Below are 18,473 nucleotides of genomic sequence, written 5' to 3'. Positions count from 1 at the left end.
AAACTACCTCATCTGCCCAATAAAAGGATTCGAGCCTTTGCGCTCATACACAATCTCTTCGGGTTTCAATCCCAGCTCCTGTTCCAGAAGCTGAGCCAAACGCATCCTGCAGTATCCGCCCTGACATCTGCCCATCATAGCACGGGTTCGGTATTTTATTCCCGTCATCGTATGGACTCCAAGCGGATTATGAATTGCCCTTACAAATTCAGCCTTTGACACTTTTTCACATCGGCAGACCAATTCACCGTAATCAGGCTCCTTTTTTATCAGGGCAGAAAGTTCTTCCTCATCCAGTTCTGCGAAACGCATTACTTTCGGCAGTCTGGGATTATAGCCTTCTTTTTTTTCTAGATTTACGTACTCTTTCATCATGCCGATGACATGGCGGGCGATTGGAACTGCAGCCGTTAAGCCCGGAGACTCAATACCGATAAGGTTTACGGCATTCGGCGCAATGTCGTTTTTTATCTCTATCTTAAAATCCTGAATACTGCCGCTGTCGTCAACGAGCTTCGGCAATATGCCCGAATAGTTTCTTATGCAGTCCCCGCGGTTGATACAAGGCCAAATTCTTGATGCGCTTTCAACAAGATAGTCAAGATTTTTCTGAAGAACGCCATAATATGCAAAATCGTTCACATTATCCGCATTAGGCCCTATGATGACATTTCCGTCGGTAGTATTGGTCACATGAATTCCCATGTAGGTATTTGACGGAACAGGGTACACGGGCATAGGAAGAAGAGGTCCTGTCCTTTTGTCAAGTATTATATAGTCGCCCTTAGAACCGATTATCTTGTAGCCTTTTATTCCGAGCATATCTGAAACGGCGCCGCAGCCAAGCCCTGCGGCATTTACGACCCATTTGGAGGCGAATTGTCCCCTGGAAGTTTCCAGCATCCACAGACCGTCGCCGCGCCTTATTGCACCGACCTTAGTGTCAAAAAAATACTTAGCCCCATTCAAAACTGCGTTTTCCGCCAGTGCGATCGTATAATTAAAAGGATCTACAACTCCGGAATTTTTAGAAAACATTGCGAATTTTCCTACGGCCTTGGGAACAAGGCGGTGGAGCTCATCCTCGGAAATAATGGACAATTCCGTCGCTCCGTTTTTTCTTCCTTGGGCAACGGTTTTTTCAAGAGACTTCCTCTCTTCCAAAGTATTGCCGACAAGAACCTTACCGCACCTGTCGAATCTGAAACCAAGCTCGTCGGAAAGCTGATCCATCATCCTGTTGCCTTCTACACAGAGCTTTGCCTTCAGTGTCCCTGTGTCATAAGCAAAACCGCCGTGAACCACTCCTGAATTTCTTCCGCTGGTTTCATTGCAGACATCAAAATTCTTTTCCAGCACACCTATTGACAGTTTATATGCGGACAGTTCCCTAGCAACGGCGCTGCCTACAACTCCGCCGCCAATGATAAGCACATCATATACAGTTTTCATCTGTTTTCCTCGAATATAATCAGATTGTCGGCTCATGAGCCGCGCTTACCTCTAAAAACCGCAGTTTTTAGAGCCTTCCTGTCAGTAAATCAGATTGACAAGCCCTGTTGATATCCATGGGCAAAAAGCTATAAGCAGCATGCAGATAAACAACATAATGTAAAAAGGAATGGACTCCATTATAAAATCCTTTATGGTACATTTTGTTATTCCGCACGTCACAAATATAAGCGTTCCCACAGGAGGCGTTACGCCGCCGCAGGCCATCGTAAATATATAGACCATCGCAAAATGAATTGGATCGATCCCATAAGCGTTCGCTACAGGGGCGAGAAGCGGAACAAGTACGATAAGAGCCGCATTCCCTTCTATGAACATTCCGACCACAATGAGAAATAAGATTACAACTATCAGGAATACATATTTGCTGTGAATAGTTCCAATCACAAGCTGTGTGAATTTCTGTGGAATCTGCCCTCTGGTTAAGACCCACGCGAAAGCAGACGCGGCTCCTACAATTACCATAATCGAAGCGGTGGTTGCAACGGTCTCTTTAAGTCCTGTCTTGATGTTTTCAATCTTAAGCTCCTTATAGATAAGTCCGAGCACAAGAGCATACACTATGGCGACAGAACCTGCTTCAGTGGCGGTAAAAATTCCGAGTCTTATTCCTCCAAGAATTATGACAGGAAGGCACAACGGAAGAATCGCTCCTTGTATAGCTTGCGAAGGCTTAACCTCAAGTTTTTCAACCGATTTATAGCCTCTTTTTTTTGAAATAACGGCAACAAGAATCATCATTGCGACACAGAGCAACAATCCGTTTCCTATTCCGGCAATAAAGATTTTTCCTATGGAAATATTTGCCACAGACCCGTACAGGATCATTGCAATTCCGGGCGGAATCAAGGGCGTGATCATAGAGGACATTGCCGTAACTACCGTAGAAAATTCTTTTGAGAAGCCTTTTTTTTCCATCTCAGGAACAAGCATCTTGGATTCCATCGCCGCATCGGCAAGATTACTCCCTGAAAGTCCGCCCATGAGAGTTGAAAGAAGGACATTTACCTGCGCAAGCCCGCCTGTCCGCTGTCCGATCAAAAGGTTGCAGAAGTTCATTATCCTTCTTGTAACTCCGGAATAATTCATGAAGACCCCTGCCGCAACAAAGAAAGGAATCGCAAGAAGAGGTATGCTTTCCACGCCGGACAGAATTCTCTGGCCGAGCAGCGTTGTAAGAGAGCCGCCGGAAAGGAAAAAGTATGTTACGGAACCTGCCAAAATGGAAATAAAAACAGGCACGTTCAGAAAAAGAGATGCAAGAAGAACTGCAGCGGCAAGTCCTATAAGCGTTGTCTGCATAGTTACTCCTCCCCGGTTTTTTTACAAAAATTGTTTATTACAATCTGCGCCGACATCAGGACACAGCCGATCGGCAGTGGTGCGTAAATCAATGCAAATGGAATACGCAGTATGTTTGTGACACGAGAGTTATTCAACATCTGCAGCGTGTATCTAAAACCCTGCAGTCCGGCATACAGCAGAACCGTGATCGAAAAAAGAATGACAGCGCACATGAACGGTTTTCTGATCTTTTTTGGGAATACGTTTACGATCATATCAATAGCCGGATGGCTGCCGGTCACAAAGGCATATCTGCCGCCAAAAAACACTACCCATACAATAAGCGCCAGCTGAACTTCCTCCTCCCATGCAAACGGACTTGAAAAGACATAGCGCATAACAACACCGACAAATGTTACTGCGACAAGTAAAACCAAAGCCAACGCGGCAATCACAGTGTCAAGGTTCTTCAAGGCATTTATGAGCAAGGGCTTTTTATACATTTTCCACTCCCGGACGTACGGGCATTAACAGAGATACGCACATACGTCTAATTGATAAAAAACTGTTTTTTCAAATTGATTGCAAGAAATTTAGCTTTCCGGAGTTATGCTGCCGCTATGAACGGCAGCATAACCTGAGATGTTATTTTATGATTTTGCGTATCGTGTCAACTATATCGGGAGACCACATTTTCTTGATTTCAGGATCGCTGTAGAACGATTCGGACGCTTTTCTGAAGGCCTCAAGGTCAATATTTGTCACAACAACGCCCGCATCCTTCAGCTTGTTCAAGGCATCCTGCGTAAGAGAATCAAGCTGCTGATTATTGTATACTCCGGCTTTGTTTCCACAGTCAACAAGGATCTTCTGCTGTTCCGGAGACAGTTTTTCATAAAATTTAGTCCCTGTGATCCAGCATGTTTCGTCATAGATATGTCCGTCAAGAATTAGGTATTTTGCAACTTCCTGAAAAGCTCCGTTCAGAATTACCGGAAGAGGATTTTCAAGACCGTCGATTACACCCTGTTGAAGCGCCGTATAGACATCACCCAAGGACATAGGCGTCGGAGTTGCGCCGAGGGCGGCGGTTCCTCTAACCTGAATAACATTGTTCGGTACACGGATTTTTTTTCCTTTCAGGTCTTCAGGGGTCTTTACGGGAGCCTTTGTGATAGTATGGCGAACACCGTAGTTCCATGACGTCAATATCTTGAGATTGCACTGTTTTTCCAGCTCATCGCATTTTTGCTTCCACCAGTCGCTGGCCATAAGCTTTTTGAAATCATCCCAAGAGCCGAACAGGTACGGCGCAAACACTATTCCGAAATCCTTTACCCCCCTGTCCTGAAAAAAGGCGCCGTTTGCCAAAGTGATTACAGGTTCGCCGTTCACAGCTTGGTCGATTATATTGTCCTTTGTTCCAAGCTGACTTGACGGATAAAGCGTAACCGTCATGGAGCCTTTGCTTTCCTGCTCTACGTATTCCTTCCATTTCTGACAGGCAAGGTCAATCGGTTCTCCGGGATTGTTCTCATAACCAATCATAACATTTACGGCCTTCTTTTGCGCGCTTTGATGAGAGGACTTGCTGCAGCCCACTAAAAAAATCCCAAGAACAACGGCAAACACCAGAATCAATGTTTTTTTCATATAGACCTCCTAATCAAAAACCGAGAAGAATATTTTCAGCATTCAATCGGTTTTTTACCCACGTCCGCAAATGTATGAGAACGTGATATTAAATAATCAAGTTTTCAAAAGAAAACTCGGTAAACAAAAGCTGTTCTGTTCCGGCAGTTTTTGTTTTACATTCCTTGATAAATTAAGGTATGCCGCTGATATATTTGTGATATATCACAGCCATAATTAGATTATAGGTCTACTTTATTAAGCCGTCAAGTTTAAAAATTAAAACCTATAAAAATCGACAATCCCGCCGCCCGACGACAAGAAATAAAACCTTGTTTTTTCATTTTTTTTTGTTTATAGTTTTTATAGTGTTTTAAGGAGATGTTATGTTATTTTAAGGATGAGCCATGATTGAAAATGAAAACAAAAGCCTGAAAGAGCAAGCCTACTCACACATCAAAAAGCAGATTATCAATAATATTATCAAACCGGGCGAGCCTATTGATGAAAAAAAATATGTTTCCGAACTGGGCATAAGCCGAACGCCCGTTCACGAAGCTATAACAACATTATCTACGGAAGGCCTTGTTTCCATAATCCCCAGAAAAGGGATAACCGCCTCGTTTTTACGGATCAGGGATATTCTTGGCATTTACGAGGTACGGCTTATGCTCGAGCCTCCAATCATACGGAAAATAGCCGACTCCGTATCCGCAGAAAAGCTTTCCGCCTTCAAAAGGGAATTCAATAATACGAAAATGATTTCCGCTACGGCCAGCGGCAGAGATCTGGACAGCGAATTCCACCTTTATCTTGCAGAATGCACGCGTAATCAAATTCTGATCGACACTGAAGAGCGGCTGCTGTCTCAAAGCCAGCGCATAAGGATCCTGTCGTCATTTGCGGACAGCAAAAGCGATGACGATGCACGCCATGAGCACATTGAAATGATTGATTCCATCCTCTCGGATGACATAAGCCGTGCGGAAGAAGTCTGCCGCAGCCACCTTGAAAAATCCGTAGAACGGTACAATACCATTTACGCCGCAAGCAACTTCATCATTTAGTTTTTAGCAAATCCCGAACAGCTTCTGCCGCGGATAAAGAAAAATACATTGTCAAACCTAATTCGTTGGTGTTATCATAAATAAACGCTGTGTCCGTTGCGGTCAATGTTTTTTCATGACGCATTGTTGCCGTATTCGTTTTATGCTGATAAGATATGTTTTAAAAGCGCGCATTTACGATAGCGATGAATAAAACGCCGAAAGACTTTTCGAAAGTTGATTCTGAATCCGCGAAAGCGGACGTTTAGGATCGGTTCTTTGCAGAACGAGAGCAAGCTTCAACTTTCTGCAAAAGTTTTTACAGGAGACTTATTATGAGCGACGATGTCTTTTGCAGGATAATTTCGGGAGAACTTCCCTGCCGTAAAATTTATGAAGACGAACACACTTTGGTCTTTTTGGATGCGGCCGACGATGTTGACGGTCACACTCTTGTGATTCCTAAAAAGCATGTGAAAAATATTCTCGATTGCGACAAAGAAACCTTAGCCCATGTTATTGAAACCGTGCAAAAGGTTGCAAAGCACTATGTGGACGACTGCGGATGGGGAGGCGTCGACGTTATGAACGCCAACGAACCGTGCGCAGGGCAGACGGTTTTTCACTTGCATTTTCATTTGGTGCCGCGGAAAGCGGACGACGGGCTTCCGTCTTTTCCGAAATATACGGGAACGAAGCTGTCAAAAGATGAATTATGGCAGAGCCTTAAAATGGTCTGACGTTTATCGCGATTTTACCGGCGGCCGGCAGTTGCCGCCGGCCGCTTTTTCGCAAATTTACATCGTCATTCTGAAAACATGGGCGTAGAAAGATATCTTTCACCTGTGTCGGGAAGAATCACGACGATAGTCTTTCCTTTATTTTCAGGCCGTTTGGCAAGACTGATAGCAGCCCATACCGCAGCTCCTGAAGAAATTCCTACAAGAATTCCTTCTTTTCTGCATAATTTTCTTCCCGTTTCAAACGCGTCTTCGTTTTCTACGGTTACGATCTCGTCGTAGATCTTTGTGTCAAGGGTTTCGGGAACAAATCCCGCTCCGATTCCTTGAATTTTATGCGCCCCTGAGCGTCCTTCGGACAAAACGGGCGAATCTTTGGGTTCTACGGCGACGATTTTTATTTTTGGATTTTTTGATTTAAGGTATTCTCCTGTGCCGCTTATAGTACCGCCGGTGCCGATTCCTGCAACAAAAATATCCGTTTTTCCTTCCGTATCGTTCCAGATTTCGGGTCCCGTAGTCTTTTTATGCGCTTCGGGATTTGCGGGATTTTTAAATTGCCCGGGAATGAAACTGCCGGGTATTGACCTTGACAGCTCTTCGGCTTTTTCTATTGCGCCTTTCATTCCCTTTACTCCGTCCGTCAAAACAAGTTCCGCTCCGTAGGCCTTCATGAGATTCCTTCGTTCGACGCTCATCGTTTCGGGCATTGTAATTATTACCCTGTAGCCGCGCGTGCAAGCTATTGCCGAAAGTCCCACTCCCGTGTTTCCGCTTGTCGGTTCGATTATCACGGAACCCTTTTTTAAAAGTCCCTTCGCTTCCGCGTCGTCGAGCATTGATTTTGCCGCTCTGTCTTTTATACTTCCTGCGGGATTAAAATACTCAAGTTTTGCAAGAACTCTTGCTTGTAAGTTTTCGTCCCTTTGGATATTTGAAAGTTCCAGCAGAGGTGTGTTTCCTATAAGTTCGTCTATTGATTTATATATAGGTTTCATATAATTATCCTAATAAAAAATTTTGCAGGCTCTCGCAGTTAAGCTTCAAGCCGGTTTAATTTCCGAAAAAGTTTTAGCCGTGCGCAAAAGCGCACATGCCAAATTAATTTATGCGCTGTCCGTAAAATCCGCCTGAGCGATCCTGTCTTTACGGTATATGCGTTTCCCTTATCGCCCTCAATCAAAACGCCGTGTCTATATGCGATACGGTTTTTTCTATTAGTTCCTTACTGGGAATGCGGTTTATTATGTTATATAGCTTTCCGTTTGCGATCAACCGCTTTGCGCTTTGCCCGTCAAGTCCCCTGCTGCCCATATAAAACAAAAGGTTTTCGTCTATCTTTCCGAGCGTCGCGCCGTGGTTACCCGTTACGTCTTCTTCGTCGCACAGTATTACAGGCGTAGATTTATTTATTATATCGTCGCTTAAAAGAAGAACGTCTTCTTTTTCTTCTCCGGAAGAAGATGAACAGCCTTTTATAAAATCTATAGTTCCCTTATAGTTTTTATATGATTTTCCGAGCATGACTCCTTGAGAATTAAAGCCGCTTACAGTCCGCTTTCCGTAATGAATGCCTATGTCGTTTATGTCTAAAGTCTGGCTGTCGTCCGTCATATAGGCCAGTTTGCTTTCAATTTCAGCTCCGTCGCCTTTAAGAGAGGTTTTTGAGCCCAGCCAGGATTTTTCGGCGCCGAAATTTCCGCGTATCAGAGTGAGCTTTGAGTCCCGCTTTGCAAGAGCGCCTATGTCCGAAAGATAAGCGGTTTTTTGTCCCAAAAACTGAATTTTTGAAATTTCCAAGGCGGAATTTTCTTCAAGGCAGCATAGGACGAACACGGCCAAAAATCCTTCGCCCGTGTTTGAAAAATTCGTATTCTGCCGGCATTCGAAGATGAAGCGCGAATTTGTCCCTTTTTTTGCGTGGATGACGAAAAGAGACGCGTGTTTCTCCTCGGCCTTCAGTTCAATTGTGATATGAGCCGGAAGAATATCTTTGCCGCCAGGACGTGCAGGGGCTGCACCAGCCGCGTTTAGTCCCGTAAGGCCGTTTGCTTTGCCGCCGCGTTTTTCAGCATCGGAATTTTCCAAGTCCCGGCCGGACTTTGAGGCTTCTACGGTAAAAAACATGCATTTCAGGTTTTGCTCTGAAAGCCATTTTTCGACATTTTCACCTAGTGCGCCCGAAATCTTTTCGCCTTTGAAAATTTTAAGCGCTTCGTTCGCATCTGTTCGTAAAAGTTTTATGTTTTCAGGAAGACATTTTACGCTGCATTCGTTTTCGCTTTTTATTTTTTTCGGTACGGGAATATCGGTATCGTTTATTTTAAGAAAATTCCATGTTTTTGAGGGAAGAGGGCTTGCTTTCAGTATGAGTTCATCGTTTTTCATCAACCTATCGCTCCTTCCATTTCAAGTTTTATAAGATTGTTCATTTCTACCGCATATTCAAGCGGCAGTTCCTTAGCTATGGGATTTGCAAAGCCCGTCACGATCATAGCTCTTGCTTCTTCTTCATCAATGCCGCGGCTCATAAGATAAAAAATCACTTCTTCGCTTATCTTGCCTATTTTTGCCTCGTGCCCTATGTCCGCGTCGCAGGTTCTTACGTCCATCGAAGGAATAGTATCGGATCGCGATTTGTCGTCCAGCATGAGAGATGTACACGAAACCGAAGATTTTGCGTTTTTGGCGCTCTTTCTTATCTCTACCGAACTGCGGAAAGTGTTGCGGCCGCCGCTTTTTGATATGGACTTTGCATTTACGAACGAAGTGGTGTCCTTTCCTATGTGGACTATTTTCGTTCCCGTGTCCAGATCCTGCCCGTTGCCTGAAAACGTTATTCCCGTGTATTCGCTTTTTGCCCTGTCGCCTTTTAAAATACTGTTGGGATAAAGATATGAAGTGTGGGATCCGAAAGAGCCGGATATCCATTCTATAGCGCCGTCTTCTTCTACGAGCGCTCGTTTTGAATTAAGATTGTACATGTTTTTTGACCAGTTTTCGATCGTCGAATAGCGTACAGTGGAATTTTTTCCTACATATATTTCTACGCAGCCTGCGTGAAGGTTTGCGACGTTGTATTTGGGCGCGGAACAGCCTTCGATAAAGTGCAGATACGCGTCGTCGTCGACTATTATTAGGGTGTGCTCGTATTGTCCTGCGCCCGGCGCGTTAAGGCGGAAATACGATTGCAGAGGAATATCCAAGTGAATCCCCTTGGGAACATATACGAACGATCCGCCCGACCAAACCGCTCCGTGCAGGGCCATAAACTTGTGTTCCTGCGGCGGAAGCAGGCGCATGAACTTTGATTTTACAAGATCGGCGTAAGGGCCTGTAAGGGCGCTTTCCATGTCGGTATATACGACGCCTTTTTTTGTCACTTCCTCTTTTACGTTGTGATAGACAAGTTCGGAATCGTATTGGGCTCCGACTCCGGCTAGAGCTTCCCGCTCCGCCTGCGGAATTCCAAGCCGCTCGAAGGTGTTTTTTATGTCGGCGGGAACTTCTTCCCATTTGCCTTTCATGCTCGTGTTTGCGCGCACGTATGAGGAAATATCTTCCATATTGAGTTCATCAAGCGGCGGGCCCCAGTCGGGAAGAGGAATTTTATTGTAAAGTTTTAGAGATCTTAGCCGAAATTCTCTCATCCACTCAGGATCGTTTTTTTCTTTGGAAATGGTTTCTACTGTCTCGCGGGTAAGTCCGCCGCTCAGACGGTAAAAATCGCTTTCGTCGTCTTTAAAATCGTAAAGATTGCGATTTATGTCATCTATTTTTGTTTTCTTTGTCATGATTTAAACCTTGCGTCAGAGATTTGCCGTCATTTGACTTTGAATAGGTTTGCCGCCTGCAAGACTTTGAGATGCCCCGCCGCCGAATTTTTCAAAACCGTTTTTGTTTATCTCTTCGATCAAGGAAATATTGCCGGTTTTTACTAGACACCCTTTTACGATAACGTGCACGTAATCCACCTTGATGCTTTCAAGGATTTTTGCGCTGTGCGTTATTATTAAAAGCGAGCCGTCTCCCGCTTTTTGAAACTCTTTTATGCCCTTTGAAACCGTGCGCACTGCGTCCACGTCGAGTCCCGAATCTGTTTCGTCAAGGATTGCGAATTTGGGCTCCAGCATGAGCATCTGAAGTATTTCCGTCTTTTTTCTTTCTCCGCCCGAAAAGCCTACGTTGAGGTCGCGGTCGGCATAGGAAAGATCCATATTAAGCAGATTCATTTTTTCTTCGATCTTTTTTCTTACCGTAAAGAGATTTTGGCGTTTTCCCGAGCACTGTTCCATAGCGCTTCGAATGAATTTTGCGACGCTTATGCCGGGAATTTCGACCGGGGTTTGAAAGGTCATAAACATACCCATTTTGGCTCTTTTGTCGGGTGGAAGACTTGTGATGTCTTCGGAATTGAAGTAGATGTTGCCGCCGCTGATATGATATGCAGGATGCCCCATTATAGCGTTGCCGAGAGTGGATTTGCCCGCTCCGTTGGGTCCCAGCAGGACGTGCGTTTCTCCGGGCATTATATTAAGATTTATGTCAGAGAGAATCTCTTTGTTTTTGATTCCCACCGACAAATTTTTTGCGGATAACAATATATTATTCATACGGAACTCCGTGAATTTAAAATTTAAGCATTGCTGTATGAGTTTAAATAAAATAATAAAAATATACAATGTCAAGTTTTTTCGCGCCTTTTGGGCCGGCGGCTTTTGTGTGGGCGCCGCAGCTACCGATTTGCCGCAGCCGATTTGGCGGCGTTTTTGTGGCAGCGCCGTTTTGCCGTGCGCCATAGCCGCCAGTTTGTCGCAGTCGTCAATCCGCCCCGGTCGCTTAGAGCGTTTTTTCGCCGTGCCGCTTCACAGCCTTGCTAGTCTGCCGATTTACTGATATTCTTAAATCACATGTTTCTTTAGCGAGGCAAAGCATGGAACAGATAATAACAAGTCTTTTGGATACCGATTTGTATAAGTTCAGCATGGGGCAGTTTGCCATGCGCAGATACGGCGACGCAAACGTGGAATGGAAATTCGTGTGCCGGACTAAAGACGTTCATTTTACCGCGCCGATGATCCGTGAAATAAAGCGCCAGCTGGAATTATACTGTAAATTGAATTTTACGGTGGAAGAAATAAATTATCTTTCGTCAATAAAATGGCTTGACAAGGGATATATTTCGTTTTTATCCGTATGGCATCCGATGATGGAACATTTTATTATTTCCGACGACGCCGACTGCGGTTTGAATATCAGAACGGTAGGGCCGTGGTTTTTAACCATATATTACGAAACTCCGGTTCTTTCCATCGTAAACGAAGTTTATTACAGTTTTAAATATAAAAACGAATACGATAAAATAGCGCAGTCAGCCATCGAACGCACAAAGCAAAAAATCGCCGATCTCGGCAGCAAAAAATATGTCATAGGTTCTTTTTCCGAATTCGGAACGCGCCGCCGTCTTAATTTCCATATTCAGCTTGAAGTGATACGCATGTTCAAGCAGGCGGATCAAGAAGGGCGTTTGGGCTCTTCTCAGTTCAACGGAACTTCAAACGTTATGATCGCGATGCGTGAAAACATAAGACCCATAGGTACTATGGCTCATGAAGTTTTTATGGTGACGGGGCAGGGGTATCCTGAACGCAATCCCGCTTATTCTAATAAATTTGTTATGGACGAATGGCACGACTTGTACGGCATACAGCTGGGCATCGCTCTTACGGATTGCATAACTACCGACTGTTTTTTGCTCGATTTTGACATTAAAAACGCAATGCTTTTTGCCGGCGTAAGAAACGATTCCGGCGATCCTTTTGAATGGGCGCGTAAAATGATAGCGCATTATAAAAAACTCGGCATTGATCCCAAAACCAAAACCCTGCTTTTCAGCGACAATCTTGACTTTGACATGGCCGATAAAATTTATAGAGAATTCGGCGATCAGGCGCGGGTTTCTTTCGGTATAGGAACGTTTCTTGTAAACGACACCTATGTTCCTCCTTTGAACATTGTGATGAAAACGGTTCAAGCGAACGGAATTCCCGTTGTAAAAATTTCGGATTCGCCCGGAAAGGGCATAGGTGAAGATAAGGCTTATGAAGATTATTTGCAGCGCGCTATAGATTGGCGCATAAGCAACCGATAAAAGTTCTTTTACGCATTTTCGTTTATGTACGGACAGAGGACAAAATTATGGAATTATCTGAAACAGCAAAGGCCTTATTGACGGGAAATTCCGCTATAAGAAAATCTTTTGAAGAAGGCGCCGAAATGGCAAAAAAGATCGGAGCTGAAAACGTTTTTGATTTCAGTCTCGGAAACCCTTGCGCACGAGCGCCTTCTAAGGTCAAAGAAAGCATTATCCGCCTTGTAAACGAATGCGACGGTCAATATCTTCACGGATACATGAAAAACGCAGGCTACGACGAAGTGAGAGAAGCCGTAGCGGAATCTTTGAACCGTCGTTACGGTATGAGATACGATGCAAAAAATATAGTCATGACGTCCGGAGCCGCAGGCGGACTTAACTGCATTTTTCGTGCGTTTTTAAATCCCGGCGAAGAAGTTGTGTGCTTTGCGCCTTTTTTCGGCGAGTATAAAAATTATGCCTCGAGCGCAGGCGGAAGGCTTGTAGCCGTTCCTCCTGACACAAACACGTTTCAGCCTAATCTTGACCTGCTTGATTCTTACATAAGCGAAAAAACAAAGATCATACTTTTGAACAATCCGAATAATCCAACAGGAGTGATCTATTCGTCTGAAATTTTTAAAAAACTTCAAGGAAAAATCAATGAAGCGCAAAAGAGGATCGGACACGAAATATGTGTAGTCTCCGACGAACCTTACAGAGAGCTTGCCTATGACGGAAATACCGTTCCGTACGTTCCGCTTTACATAAAAAACTGTATAGTAGTATATTCGTTCAGTAAATCCTTGTCCCTGCCCGGGGAAAGAATAGGTTACATCGCCGTTCCGCCTGAAACGCCTTTGGAAGTTATTTCGGCGCTTATCGCCGTTATGCGGGTAGGGTATGTAAACGCGCCTTCGCTGTTTCAGCTTGTGGTCAAAGACTGTCTTGAAGAAAAGGCAGATCTGGAATTTTACGACGTTAACAGAAGATGTCTTTACGAAGGACTCACCCGGTTGGGATTTACCTGCCTTAAACCGCAGGGAGCGTTTTATCTGTTTTTAAAATCTCCGGTTTCGGACGAGGCCGATTTTGTTGCGGAAGGCAAAAAACACAACATATTGATGATCCCGGGTTCCGCCTTCGGCTGCTCAGGTTATGTACGCCTTGCCTACTGTATTCCACAGGATAAGATAAAAAGATCGTTGGACGCATTTGCAGAATTGGCCAAAAAGTACTTTTAGACGAATACTGCTGTACTATCTGCCATTTTGGACGTATAGTTTGCCCCCTCTTGGTTTTGCCGAAAATGCCGCTGCGGCAGTCTGGCGTGCATTTGCTTCTTACATAGCTCCTTTGATATAATGCTTTCAACGGAGCGTATATTATGGATTTTAAAAGTGCGAAAAGCGAATATTCGGATTTCGGCGTAGATGTAGATAAAGTTCTTTCCGAACTGGAAAAGATTGCAATATCCGTACATTGCTGGCAGGGCGACGATGTGGGCGGTTTCGAGCGTCCCGGCGCCGTTTTAAGCGGCGGCGGGATTCAGACGACGGGCAATTATCCCGGCAAGGCAAGAAACATTGACGAGTTGAGAAGCGATTTTGAAAAGATTCTTACGCTCGACGGAGGTGCGCACCGCATAAATCTTCATGCAAGTTACGGAGACTTCAGCGGCGGCTTTGTAGATCGCGATAAAATCGAAGAAAAACATTTTTATTCCTGGATAGACTGGGCCAAAGAGAAAAAAATAGGAATAGATTTTAACGGAACGTTTTTCAGTCATCCCATGGCGGAAAGCGGTTTTACCCTTTCGAGCAAGGACAAGACCGTTCGTGAATTTTGGATAGAGCATGAAAAACGATGCCGCAGGATTGCGGCATATATCGGCAAAAATATGGGAACGCCGTGCATCCTTGATACGTGGATTCCTGACGGTGCAAAAAACATTACGGCCGACAAAATCGGTTACCGTGCTGTCTTAAAAGATTCCCTCGATAAAATTTTTAAAGAAAAATACGATAAGCGTCTCATGCGCGACGCGCTTGAAACAAAGCTTTTCGGTATAGGTTCCGAATCGTTTGTAGTCGGTTCTCACGAATTCTACATGAATTATGCGGCAAGAAATTCCCTTATGCTTTGCATAGACATGGGACATTTCAATATAGGAGAAGACGTTTCGGATAAACTTTCTTCGATTCTTCTTTTTGACGATGAAGTTCTCATGCACATAAGCCGGCCGCTGCATTGGGACAGCGATCACGTCGTTTTGTTTAACGACGCCGTAAAATCGGTGGCGGAAGAGCTTGTAAGAAGCGGAAAACTTACGAATGTTCACATAGGTCTTGATTTTTTTGATGCTTCCATAAACCGCATAGGAGCGTGGGCGGTAGGCACGCGTTCAACTCGCAAAGCTCTGCTTTTCGCTATGCTTGAACCGCTGGACACTCTTATAGAACTTGAACAAGCCGGGAGAGAGTTTGAAAAAATGGCTCTGCTGGAGCGGCAAGCGACGCTTCCTTTCGGTTCCGTCTGGAAAGAATACTGCCGCAGAACAGGCGTCCCTGACGACGATGAAATGGTAAAAATTGTATGTGATTATGAAAAGAAGGTTCTGTCCGGTCGGAAATGATTTGCGGCAAAGGTTAAAGAGTCGGCGCTTTTTTATTAGGAGATGTTATGGAATCCATTTTAGATATTGAAGTTATACAAGGGTATATAAGGATGTGTAACGACGGCTGGCTTTTAGGCTGGCACGAAAGAAACGGCGGAAATTTGACATACAGGATGAAAGGCGAAGAAGTAGAAGCCTGTCGCAAGTTTTTTAAAAAGGCCCCCGGCGATTGGGTTTTAATGGACGTTCGGGCCGAAAATCTTAAAAACGAATATTTTATAAGCACAGGAAGCGGTAAATTTTTTAGAAACGTCGTTTTAGCGCCTCAAGATAATATATGTATTGTTGAAATAAACGGCAGCGGCGACGGTTATCGTATCGTTTGGGGGCTTGAAAAAGGCGGGCGCCCTACGAGCGAATTTTCGTCTCATTTTTTAAATCACAGCGTAAAGAAGGAAATAACGAACGGAGAATACCGCGTCATCTATCACGCTCATCCTGCAAATTTAATTGCAATGACTTACGTTCTGCCCTTGACGGCTAAGGCGTTCAGTCGTGCGCTGTGGCAAAGCGCCACCGAATGTCCCGTCGTGTTTCCGGGAGGGGTGGGAGTCGTGGAATGGATGGTTCCCGGCGGAGCGGACATTGCGCGGGCGACAAGTTCCCTTATGAGAGAATTTGACGCGGCCGTGTGGGCTCATCACGGGCTTTTTTGTGCGGGGCCCGACTTTGACATAACGTTCGGTCTCATGCATACGATAGAAAAGTCCGCTGAAATATACGTAAAAGTCCTTTCGACGGGCAAAAAGGTTTTGCAGACAATCACCGACAAAGACCTTCGTGCCGTAGCCCGCGATTTTAAGGTAAATTTAAACGAAAAATTTTTGGATAAGTGACACTCGGCGATCCGCTCCGACCGCCTTAAAACGTTCCCGCGACAATTACAAGCTGGCTTGCGAAGCAAGCCGTTTGCCGCAAACTCGCTAAAAGCTCATGCCAAGCGAAAAGGTGTATTGAAAAAAATCTTTCGGAACATTATACGCCAGAACAAAGCTGAGCGCGGGAATCATGATCTTTGAAAGATACATTTTTATTCCGCCCAAAGGGCCGTGACAAATTAAGGAAGTTTCGTCCCAGTCTTCTGCGGCGCAAAATTCGTACATACCGTATACTGAAAAATTACCTATCTCCGTTTTAACGGCGATTGCTTCAAATCCTGCCGATGCGCCTGCGATCTTTTCCGTAATAAAGTCGTTGGGCAAAGTAAATATTCCTACGGAAGAGTTTGAATTATATTCCGTGCGCAAAAGGTCTATACCGTATGACATGGCTGCATGAGAGACAAATCGCGTACGGGGGAACAAAAGTTTTTGAAAATGAAAATTTATTTCCGTATTTTGTGAAAATCCGTTAAGGTCGGAAAAATAAACGGTTCCCTGCAAAACGGCGGAACGTTCGGAAATATACCAACCGTCCCAATCCGCTTTACTGAATGTAAGGTTCGGTATGACGCAAAAATTGCGGCTTGATTTGAATATGTCGGTAGGATCGTCTATCTTATGTTGCAAATATGCAAAGCCAAGGCCGCCTGAAAATTCTTTCGTAAATTTTTCAAGCAGGGAAACCGTAATGTTCCAGCTGAAAGCGTCATATTTCAACAAAAGTTCATCGGAGGAATTTGTTATTTCATTTGTCCTGTTTGACAGCATTCCGAAAACCGCAAATCCCGGATGTGAAATATCCGTGGCTCCCTTGGTAAATGACGCCATTCCTAACGCGGCTTCTTTTGAAAATATACCGCCTACGACGAATGAATCCTTTCGGCCGAAGGCGTTAGTGTCCATAACAAAGCCTCCTCCCGAAAAAGATCCGTTTGAATATGAGGCAATCGGGAGGGGTATAAAACTTATTTTTTCTTTTACCGTAATATGAAGAATCGGCGCATCGCTTTCCGTCTCTTCAAGCGCAATTTGAATGTCCGAAAAAAGCCCTTCTTCTATGAGATCGCTTTCAACGTCTTTAAGATTAATTTCGCCGCTGTCCATAAGAGTGTATTTTTTCAGCACGTTTTGAATGTAAGAATTACGCGTTTTCTTTAGGCCGTCCACTTTGATCTGTGAAACGGGCTCCGCATAAATACAGCCTGCCGCCGATAGATAAAGAGCCGCCGTAAAGACGGTAAAGGCGGTTACAAATGCGGCTGCACGGACATGGTTATGCAATAAGATTTTTATATTTTTTATAATACAGGTCATTTTTTCCTCTTTTCAAAGCTCAAGATTCAAGCCGTTTAGGAAACTATTCTATACCATATGCATAAAAAATAAAATACGGCGCATAAGCGCAGTAAGCGGCGCATAAGTGTGCATTGTGTCGGACATGCAAAAAAAACGCCCTGACCTAAGATCAGGGCGGAATGAGGAGATTTTTTCAAGTCAAAATTTTATTATATGAATCATTCGTACCGTCATCGGCATAGACAAGGCTGTCCATCAATTTGAGGTTAACTTTTTGATCGATGCCGATATTGTCAAATGCATGGGGATCGGAAATGACACGAACCGAAATTCCGCCGCCAATATCAATCTGGCAATCATTTTCATTTCCAAGGTAATAGATTGTCTTGAGAGTTCCGGTCAAATCGCCGCCGTCAGAAACGATTTTCACATTTTCAGGTCGAAGTGTAAGGACCACATCGCCGGTCTTATCGCCGCCATAGGCAATACTCTGTTCCGTACCTTTCAGAAACAGGCGGCCGTCTTTTACCGTGCCTTTTAGGAAGTTTGCCTTGCCGACAAAGTTTGCAACAAACTGGTTTACCGGATGACAATAAATTTCAAGAGGAGAGCCGACCTGTTGAACCACGCCATTGTTCATAAGAAACACACGGTCGGACATTGTCATTGCTTCAACCTGATCGTGGGTTACATATACAACCGTAATTCCAAGTCTTTTCTGAATTTCTTTTATTTCAAAACGCATGCTTTCACGCAGTTTTGCGTCAAGGTTCGAAAGCGGCTCATCGAGCAGCAGAAGTTTCGGCTTTGCAACCAATGCACGGCCGAGAGCCACACGCTGCTGCTGTCCGCCTGAAAGCTGAGACGGCATACGGTCTTTATACTGCCCCAGATGAACAACTTCAAGTATGCTTTCAACATCCTTCCTTATCTGCTCTCTGCTCATCTTCAGTATCTTCAACGGATAAGCAACATTGTCGAACACATTCATATGCGGCCAGACCGCATAGGTCTGAAAGACCATTCCAATTCCACGTCTTTCAGGCGGAAGAAATACCTTGTCGTCTGAAACGACATTTCCGTCAATCAAGATGGCGCCGCTTGTCTGCTTGTGAAAACCTGCAATCATCCTAAGGAGAGTGGTTTTCCCGCATCCTGAAGGACCAAGAAGAGTTATGAACTCCCCGTCTTTTATCTCCGCATTGAATTTTTTTATTACCACTTCCGAACCGAACGCTTTTACAACGTCTTTTATAGTTACTGTAGACATTT

16 protein-coding genes are annotated in these 18,473 nt (G+C 44.4%); 6 read left to right on the top strand and 10 right to left on the bottom strand.

Annotated features, from left to right (window positions below; genetic code table 11):
- Positions 1–3 precede the first annotated feature (3 nt).
- The 4 genes from HRQ91_RS07015 to HRQ91_RS07000 form a co-directional block, all read right to left on the bottom strand.
- Complete coding sequence (locus HRQ91_RS07015) at positions 4–1,452, bottom strand: NAD(P)/FAD-dependent oxidoreductase (protein WP_210118893.1); 1,449 nt, start codon at positions 1,450–1,452, stop codon at positions 4–6.
- An 81-nt stretch (positions 1,453–1,533) separates the two neighbouring features.
- Positions 1,534–2,814, bottom strand: a complete 1,281-nt coding sequence (locus tag HRQ91_RS07010) for a TRAP transporter large permease (RefSeq protein ID WP_210118892.1) — start codon at positions 2,812–2,814, stop codon at positions 1,534–1,536.
- Between the two features lie 2 nt (positions 2,815–2,816).
- Positions 2,817–3,299, bottom strand: a complete 483-nt coding sequence (locus tag HRQ91_RS07005) for a TRAP transporter small permease (protein ID WP_210118891.1) — start codon at positions 3,297–3,299, stop codon at positions 2,817–2,819.
- 142 nt (positions 3,300–3,441) lie between these two features.
- Positions 3,442–4,449: a C4-dicarboxylate TRAP transporter substrate-binding protein gene (locus HRQ91_RS07000; RefSeq protein WP_210118392.1), complete on the bottom strand. Its 1,008-nt coding sequence runs from the start codon at positions 4,447–4,449 to the stop codon at positions 3,442–3,444.
- 386 nt (positions 4,450–4,835) lie between these two features.
- Between HRQ91_RS07000 and HRQ91_RS06995 the strand changes: the two genes are divergently transcribed.
- Together HRQ91_RS06995 and HRQ91_RS06990 are read left to right on the top strand one after the other, a co-directional pair.
- Positions 4,836–5,495: a GntR family transcriptional regulator gene (locus HRQ91_RS06995; RefSeq protein WP_210118393.1), complete on the top strand. Its 660-nt coding sequence runs from the start codon at positions 4,836–4,838 to the stop codon at positions 5,493–5,495.
- 314 nt (positions 5,496–5,809) lie between these two features.
- Positions 5,810–6,214 carry an HIT family protein gene (locus HRQ91_RS06990; protein WP_210118890.1) on the top strand — a complete coding sequence of 135 codons (405 nt, stop codon included), beginning with the start codon at positions 5,810–5,812 and terminating at the stop codon, positions 6,212–6,214.
- 65 nt (positions 6,215–6,279) lie between these two features.
- On the opposite strand, the gene cysK is transcribed toward HRQ91_RS06990, so the two are convergent.
- The 4 genes from cysK to sufC form a co-directional block, all read right to left on the bottom strand.
- Complete coding sequence (gene cysK / locus HRQ91_RS06985; protein WP_210118889.1) at positions 6,280–7,212, bottom strand: cysteine synthase A; 933 nt, start codon at positions 7,210–7,212, stop codon at positions 6,280–6,282.
- A gap of 181 nt (positions 7,213–7,393) precedes the next feature.
- Positions 7,394–8,602, bottom strand: coding sequence for a SufB/SufD family protein (locus HRQ91_RS06980; RefSeq protein WP_210118888.1), 1,209 nt, complete (start codon positions 8,600–8,602; stop codon positions 7,394–7,396).
- Positions 8,602–10,008: a Fe-S cluster assembly protein SufB gene (gene sufB, locus HRQ91_RS06975; protein ID WP_210118887.1), complete on the bottom strand. Its 1,407-nt coding sequence runs from the start codon at positions 10,006–10,008 to the stop codon at positions 8,602–8,604. Before sufB ends, HRQ91_RS06980 begins: the two co-directional genes overlap by 1 nt.
- Before the next feature lie 15 nt (positions 10,009–10,023).
- Positions 10,024–10,827 (bottom strand): Fe-S cluster assembly ATPase SufC, encoded by an 804-nt coding sequence (gene sufC / locus HRQ91_RS06970; protein ID WP_210118886.1) that lies wholly within the window; start codon positions 10,825–10,827, stop codon positions 10,024–10,026.
- 320 nt (positions 10,828–11,147) lie between these two features.
- Here sufC and pncB point away from each other — a divergent pair, with 320 nt between their 5' ends.
- The 4 genes from pncB (at position 11,148) to rhaD (ending at position 15,860) form a co-directional block, all read left to right on the top strand.
- Positions 11,148–12,365, top strand: a complete 1,218-nt coding sequence (pncB, locus tag HRQ91_RS06965) for a nicotinate phosphoribosyltransferase (RefSeq protein ID WP_210118885.1) — start codon at positions 11,148–11,150, stop codon at positions 12,363–12,365.
- Positions 12,366–12,412: 47 nt separating this feature from the next.
- Positions 12,413–13,591: a pyridoxal phosphate-dependent aminotransferase gene (locus HRQ91_RS06960; RefSeq protein WP_210118884.1), complete on the top strand. Its 1,179-nt coding sequence runs from the start codon at positions 12,413–12,415 to the stop codon at positions 13,589–13,591.
- Between the two features lie 143 nt (positions 13,592–13,734).
- Positions 13,735–14,982 carry an L-rhamnose isomerase gene (locus tag HRQ91_RS06955; RefSeq protein WP_210118883.1) on the top strand — a complete coding sequence of 416 codons (1,248 nt, stop codon included), beginning with the start codon at positions 13,735–13,737 and terminating at the stop codon, positions 14,980–14,982.
- A gap of 47 nt (positions 14,983–15,029) precedes the next feature.
- Complete coding sequence (gene rhaD, locus HRQ91_RS06950) at positions 15,030–15,860, top strand: rhamnulose-1-phosphate aldolase (protein ID WP_210118882.1); 831 nt, start codon at positions 15,030–15,032, stop codon at positions 15,858–15,860.
- An 87-nt stretch (positions 15,861–15,947) separates the two neighbouring features.
- Here the strand turns inward: rhaD and HRQ91_RS06945 are convergent, their stop codons facing one another.
- Together HRQ91_RS06945 and HRQ91_RS06940 are read right to left on the bottom strand one after the other, a co-directional pair.
- The gene (locus HRQ91_RS06945; RefSeq protein ID WP_210118881.1) at positions 15,948–17,219 is read right to left on the bottom strand and encodes a BamA/TamA family outer membrane protein; all 1,272 of its coding nucleotides are present in this window, start codon (positions 17,217–17,219) and stop codon (positions 15,948–15,950) included.
- A gap of 175 nt (positions 17,220–17,394) precedes the next feature.
- Complete coding sequence (locus tag HRQ91_RS06940; RefSeq protein WP_210118880.1) at positions 17,395–18,471, bottom strand: ABC transporter ATP-binding protein; 1,077 nt, start codon at positions 18,469–18,471, stop codon at positions 17,395–17,397.
- Positions 18,472–18,473: the final 2 nt, after the last annotated feature.

Origin of the sequence: Treponema parvum (assembly GCF_017893965.1) — a bacterium.
Lineage (GTDB): Bacteria > Spirochaetota > Spirochaetia > Treponematales > Treponemataceae > Treponema_D > Treponema_D parvum.
The sequence above is the reverse complement of the archived record's forward strand: the minus strand, read 5'-3'. Positions and strand labels throughout refer to the sequence as shown.

What these genes read in the sequence shown, in the direction of transcription:
- HRQ91_RS07015 (WP_210118893.1), bottom strand. Translation starts at nt 1,452, where the DNA reads ATGAAAACTGTATATGATGTGCTTATCATTGGCGGCGGAGTTGTAGGC.
- HRQ91_RS07010 (WP_210118892.1), bottom strand. Translation starts at nt 2,814, where the DNA reads ATGCAGACAACGCTTATAGGACTTGCCGCTGCAGTTCTTCTTGCATCT.
- HRQ91_RS07005 (WP_210118891.1), bottom strand. Translation starts at nt 3,299, where the DNA reads ATGTATAAAAAGCCCTTGCTCATAAATGCCTTGAAGAACCTTGACACT.
- HRQ91_RS07000 (WP_210118392.1), bottom strand. Translation starts at nt 4,449, where the DNA reads ATGAAAAAAACATTGATTCTGGTGTTTGCCGTTGTTCTTGGGATTTTT.
- HRQ91_RS06995 (WP_210118393.1), top strand. Translation starts at nt 4,836, where the DNA reads ATGATTGAAAATGAAAACAAAAGCCTGAAAGAGCAAGCCTACTCACAC.
- HRQ91_RS06990 (WP_210118890.1), top strand. Translation starts at nt 5,810, where the DNA reads ATGAGCGACGATGTCTTTTGCAGGATAATTTCGGGAGAACTTCCCTGC.
- cysK (WP_210118889.1), bottom strand. Translation starts at nt 7,212, where the DNA reads ATGAAACCTATATATAAATCAATAGACGAACTTATAGGAAACACACCT.
- HRQ91_RS06980 (WP_210118888.1), bottom strand. Translation starts at nt 8,602, where the DNA reads ATGAAAAACGATGAACTCATACTGAAAGCAAGCCCTCTTCCCTCAAAA.
- sufB (WP_210118887.1), bottom strand. Translation starts at nt 10,008, where the DNA reads ATGACAAAGAAAACAAAAATAGATGACATAAATCGCAATCTTTACGAT.
- sufC (WP_210118886.1), bottom strand. Translation starts at nt 10,827, where the DNA reads ATGAATAATATATTGTTATCCGCAAAAAATTTGTCGGTGGGAATCAAA.
- pncB (WP_210118885.1), top strand. Translation starts at nt 11,148, where the DNA reads ATGGAACAGATAATAACAAGTCTTTTGGATACCGATTTGTATAAGTTC.
- HRQ91_RS06960 (WP_210118884.1), top strand. Translation starts at nt 12,413, where the DNA reads ATGGAATTATCTGAAACAGCAAAGGCCTTATTGACGGGAAATTCCGCT.
- HRQ91_RS06955 (WP_210118883.1), top strand. Translation starts at nt 13,735, where the DNA reads ATGGATTTTAAAAGTGCGAAAAGCGAATATTCGGATTTCGGCGTAGAT.
- rhaD (WP_210118882.1), top strand. Translation starts at nt 15,030, where the DNA reads ATGGAATCCATTTTAGATATTGAAGTTATACAAGGGTATATAAGGATG.
- HRQ91_RS06945 (WP_210118881.1), bottom strand. Translation starts at nt 17,219, where the DNA reads ATGACCTGTATTATAAAAAATATAAAAATCTTATTGCATAACCATGTC.
- HRQ91_RS06940 (WP_210118880.1), bottom strand. Translation starts at nt 18,471, where the DNA reads ATGTCTACAGTAACTATAAAAGACGTTGTAAAAGCGTTCGGTTCGGAA.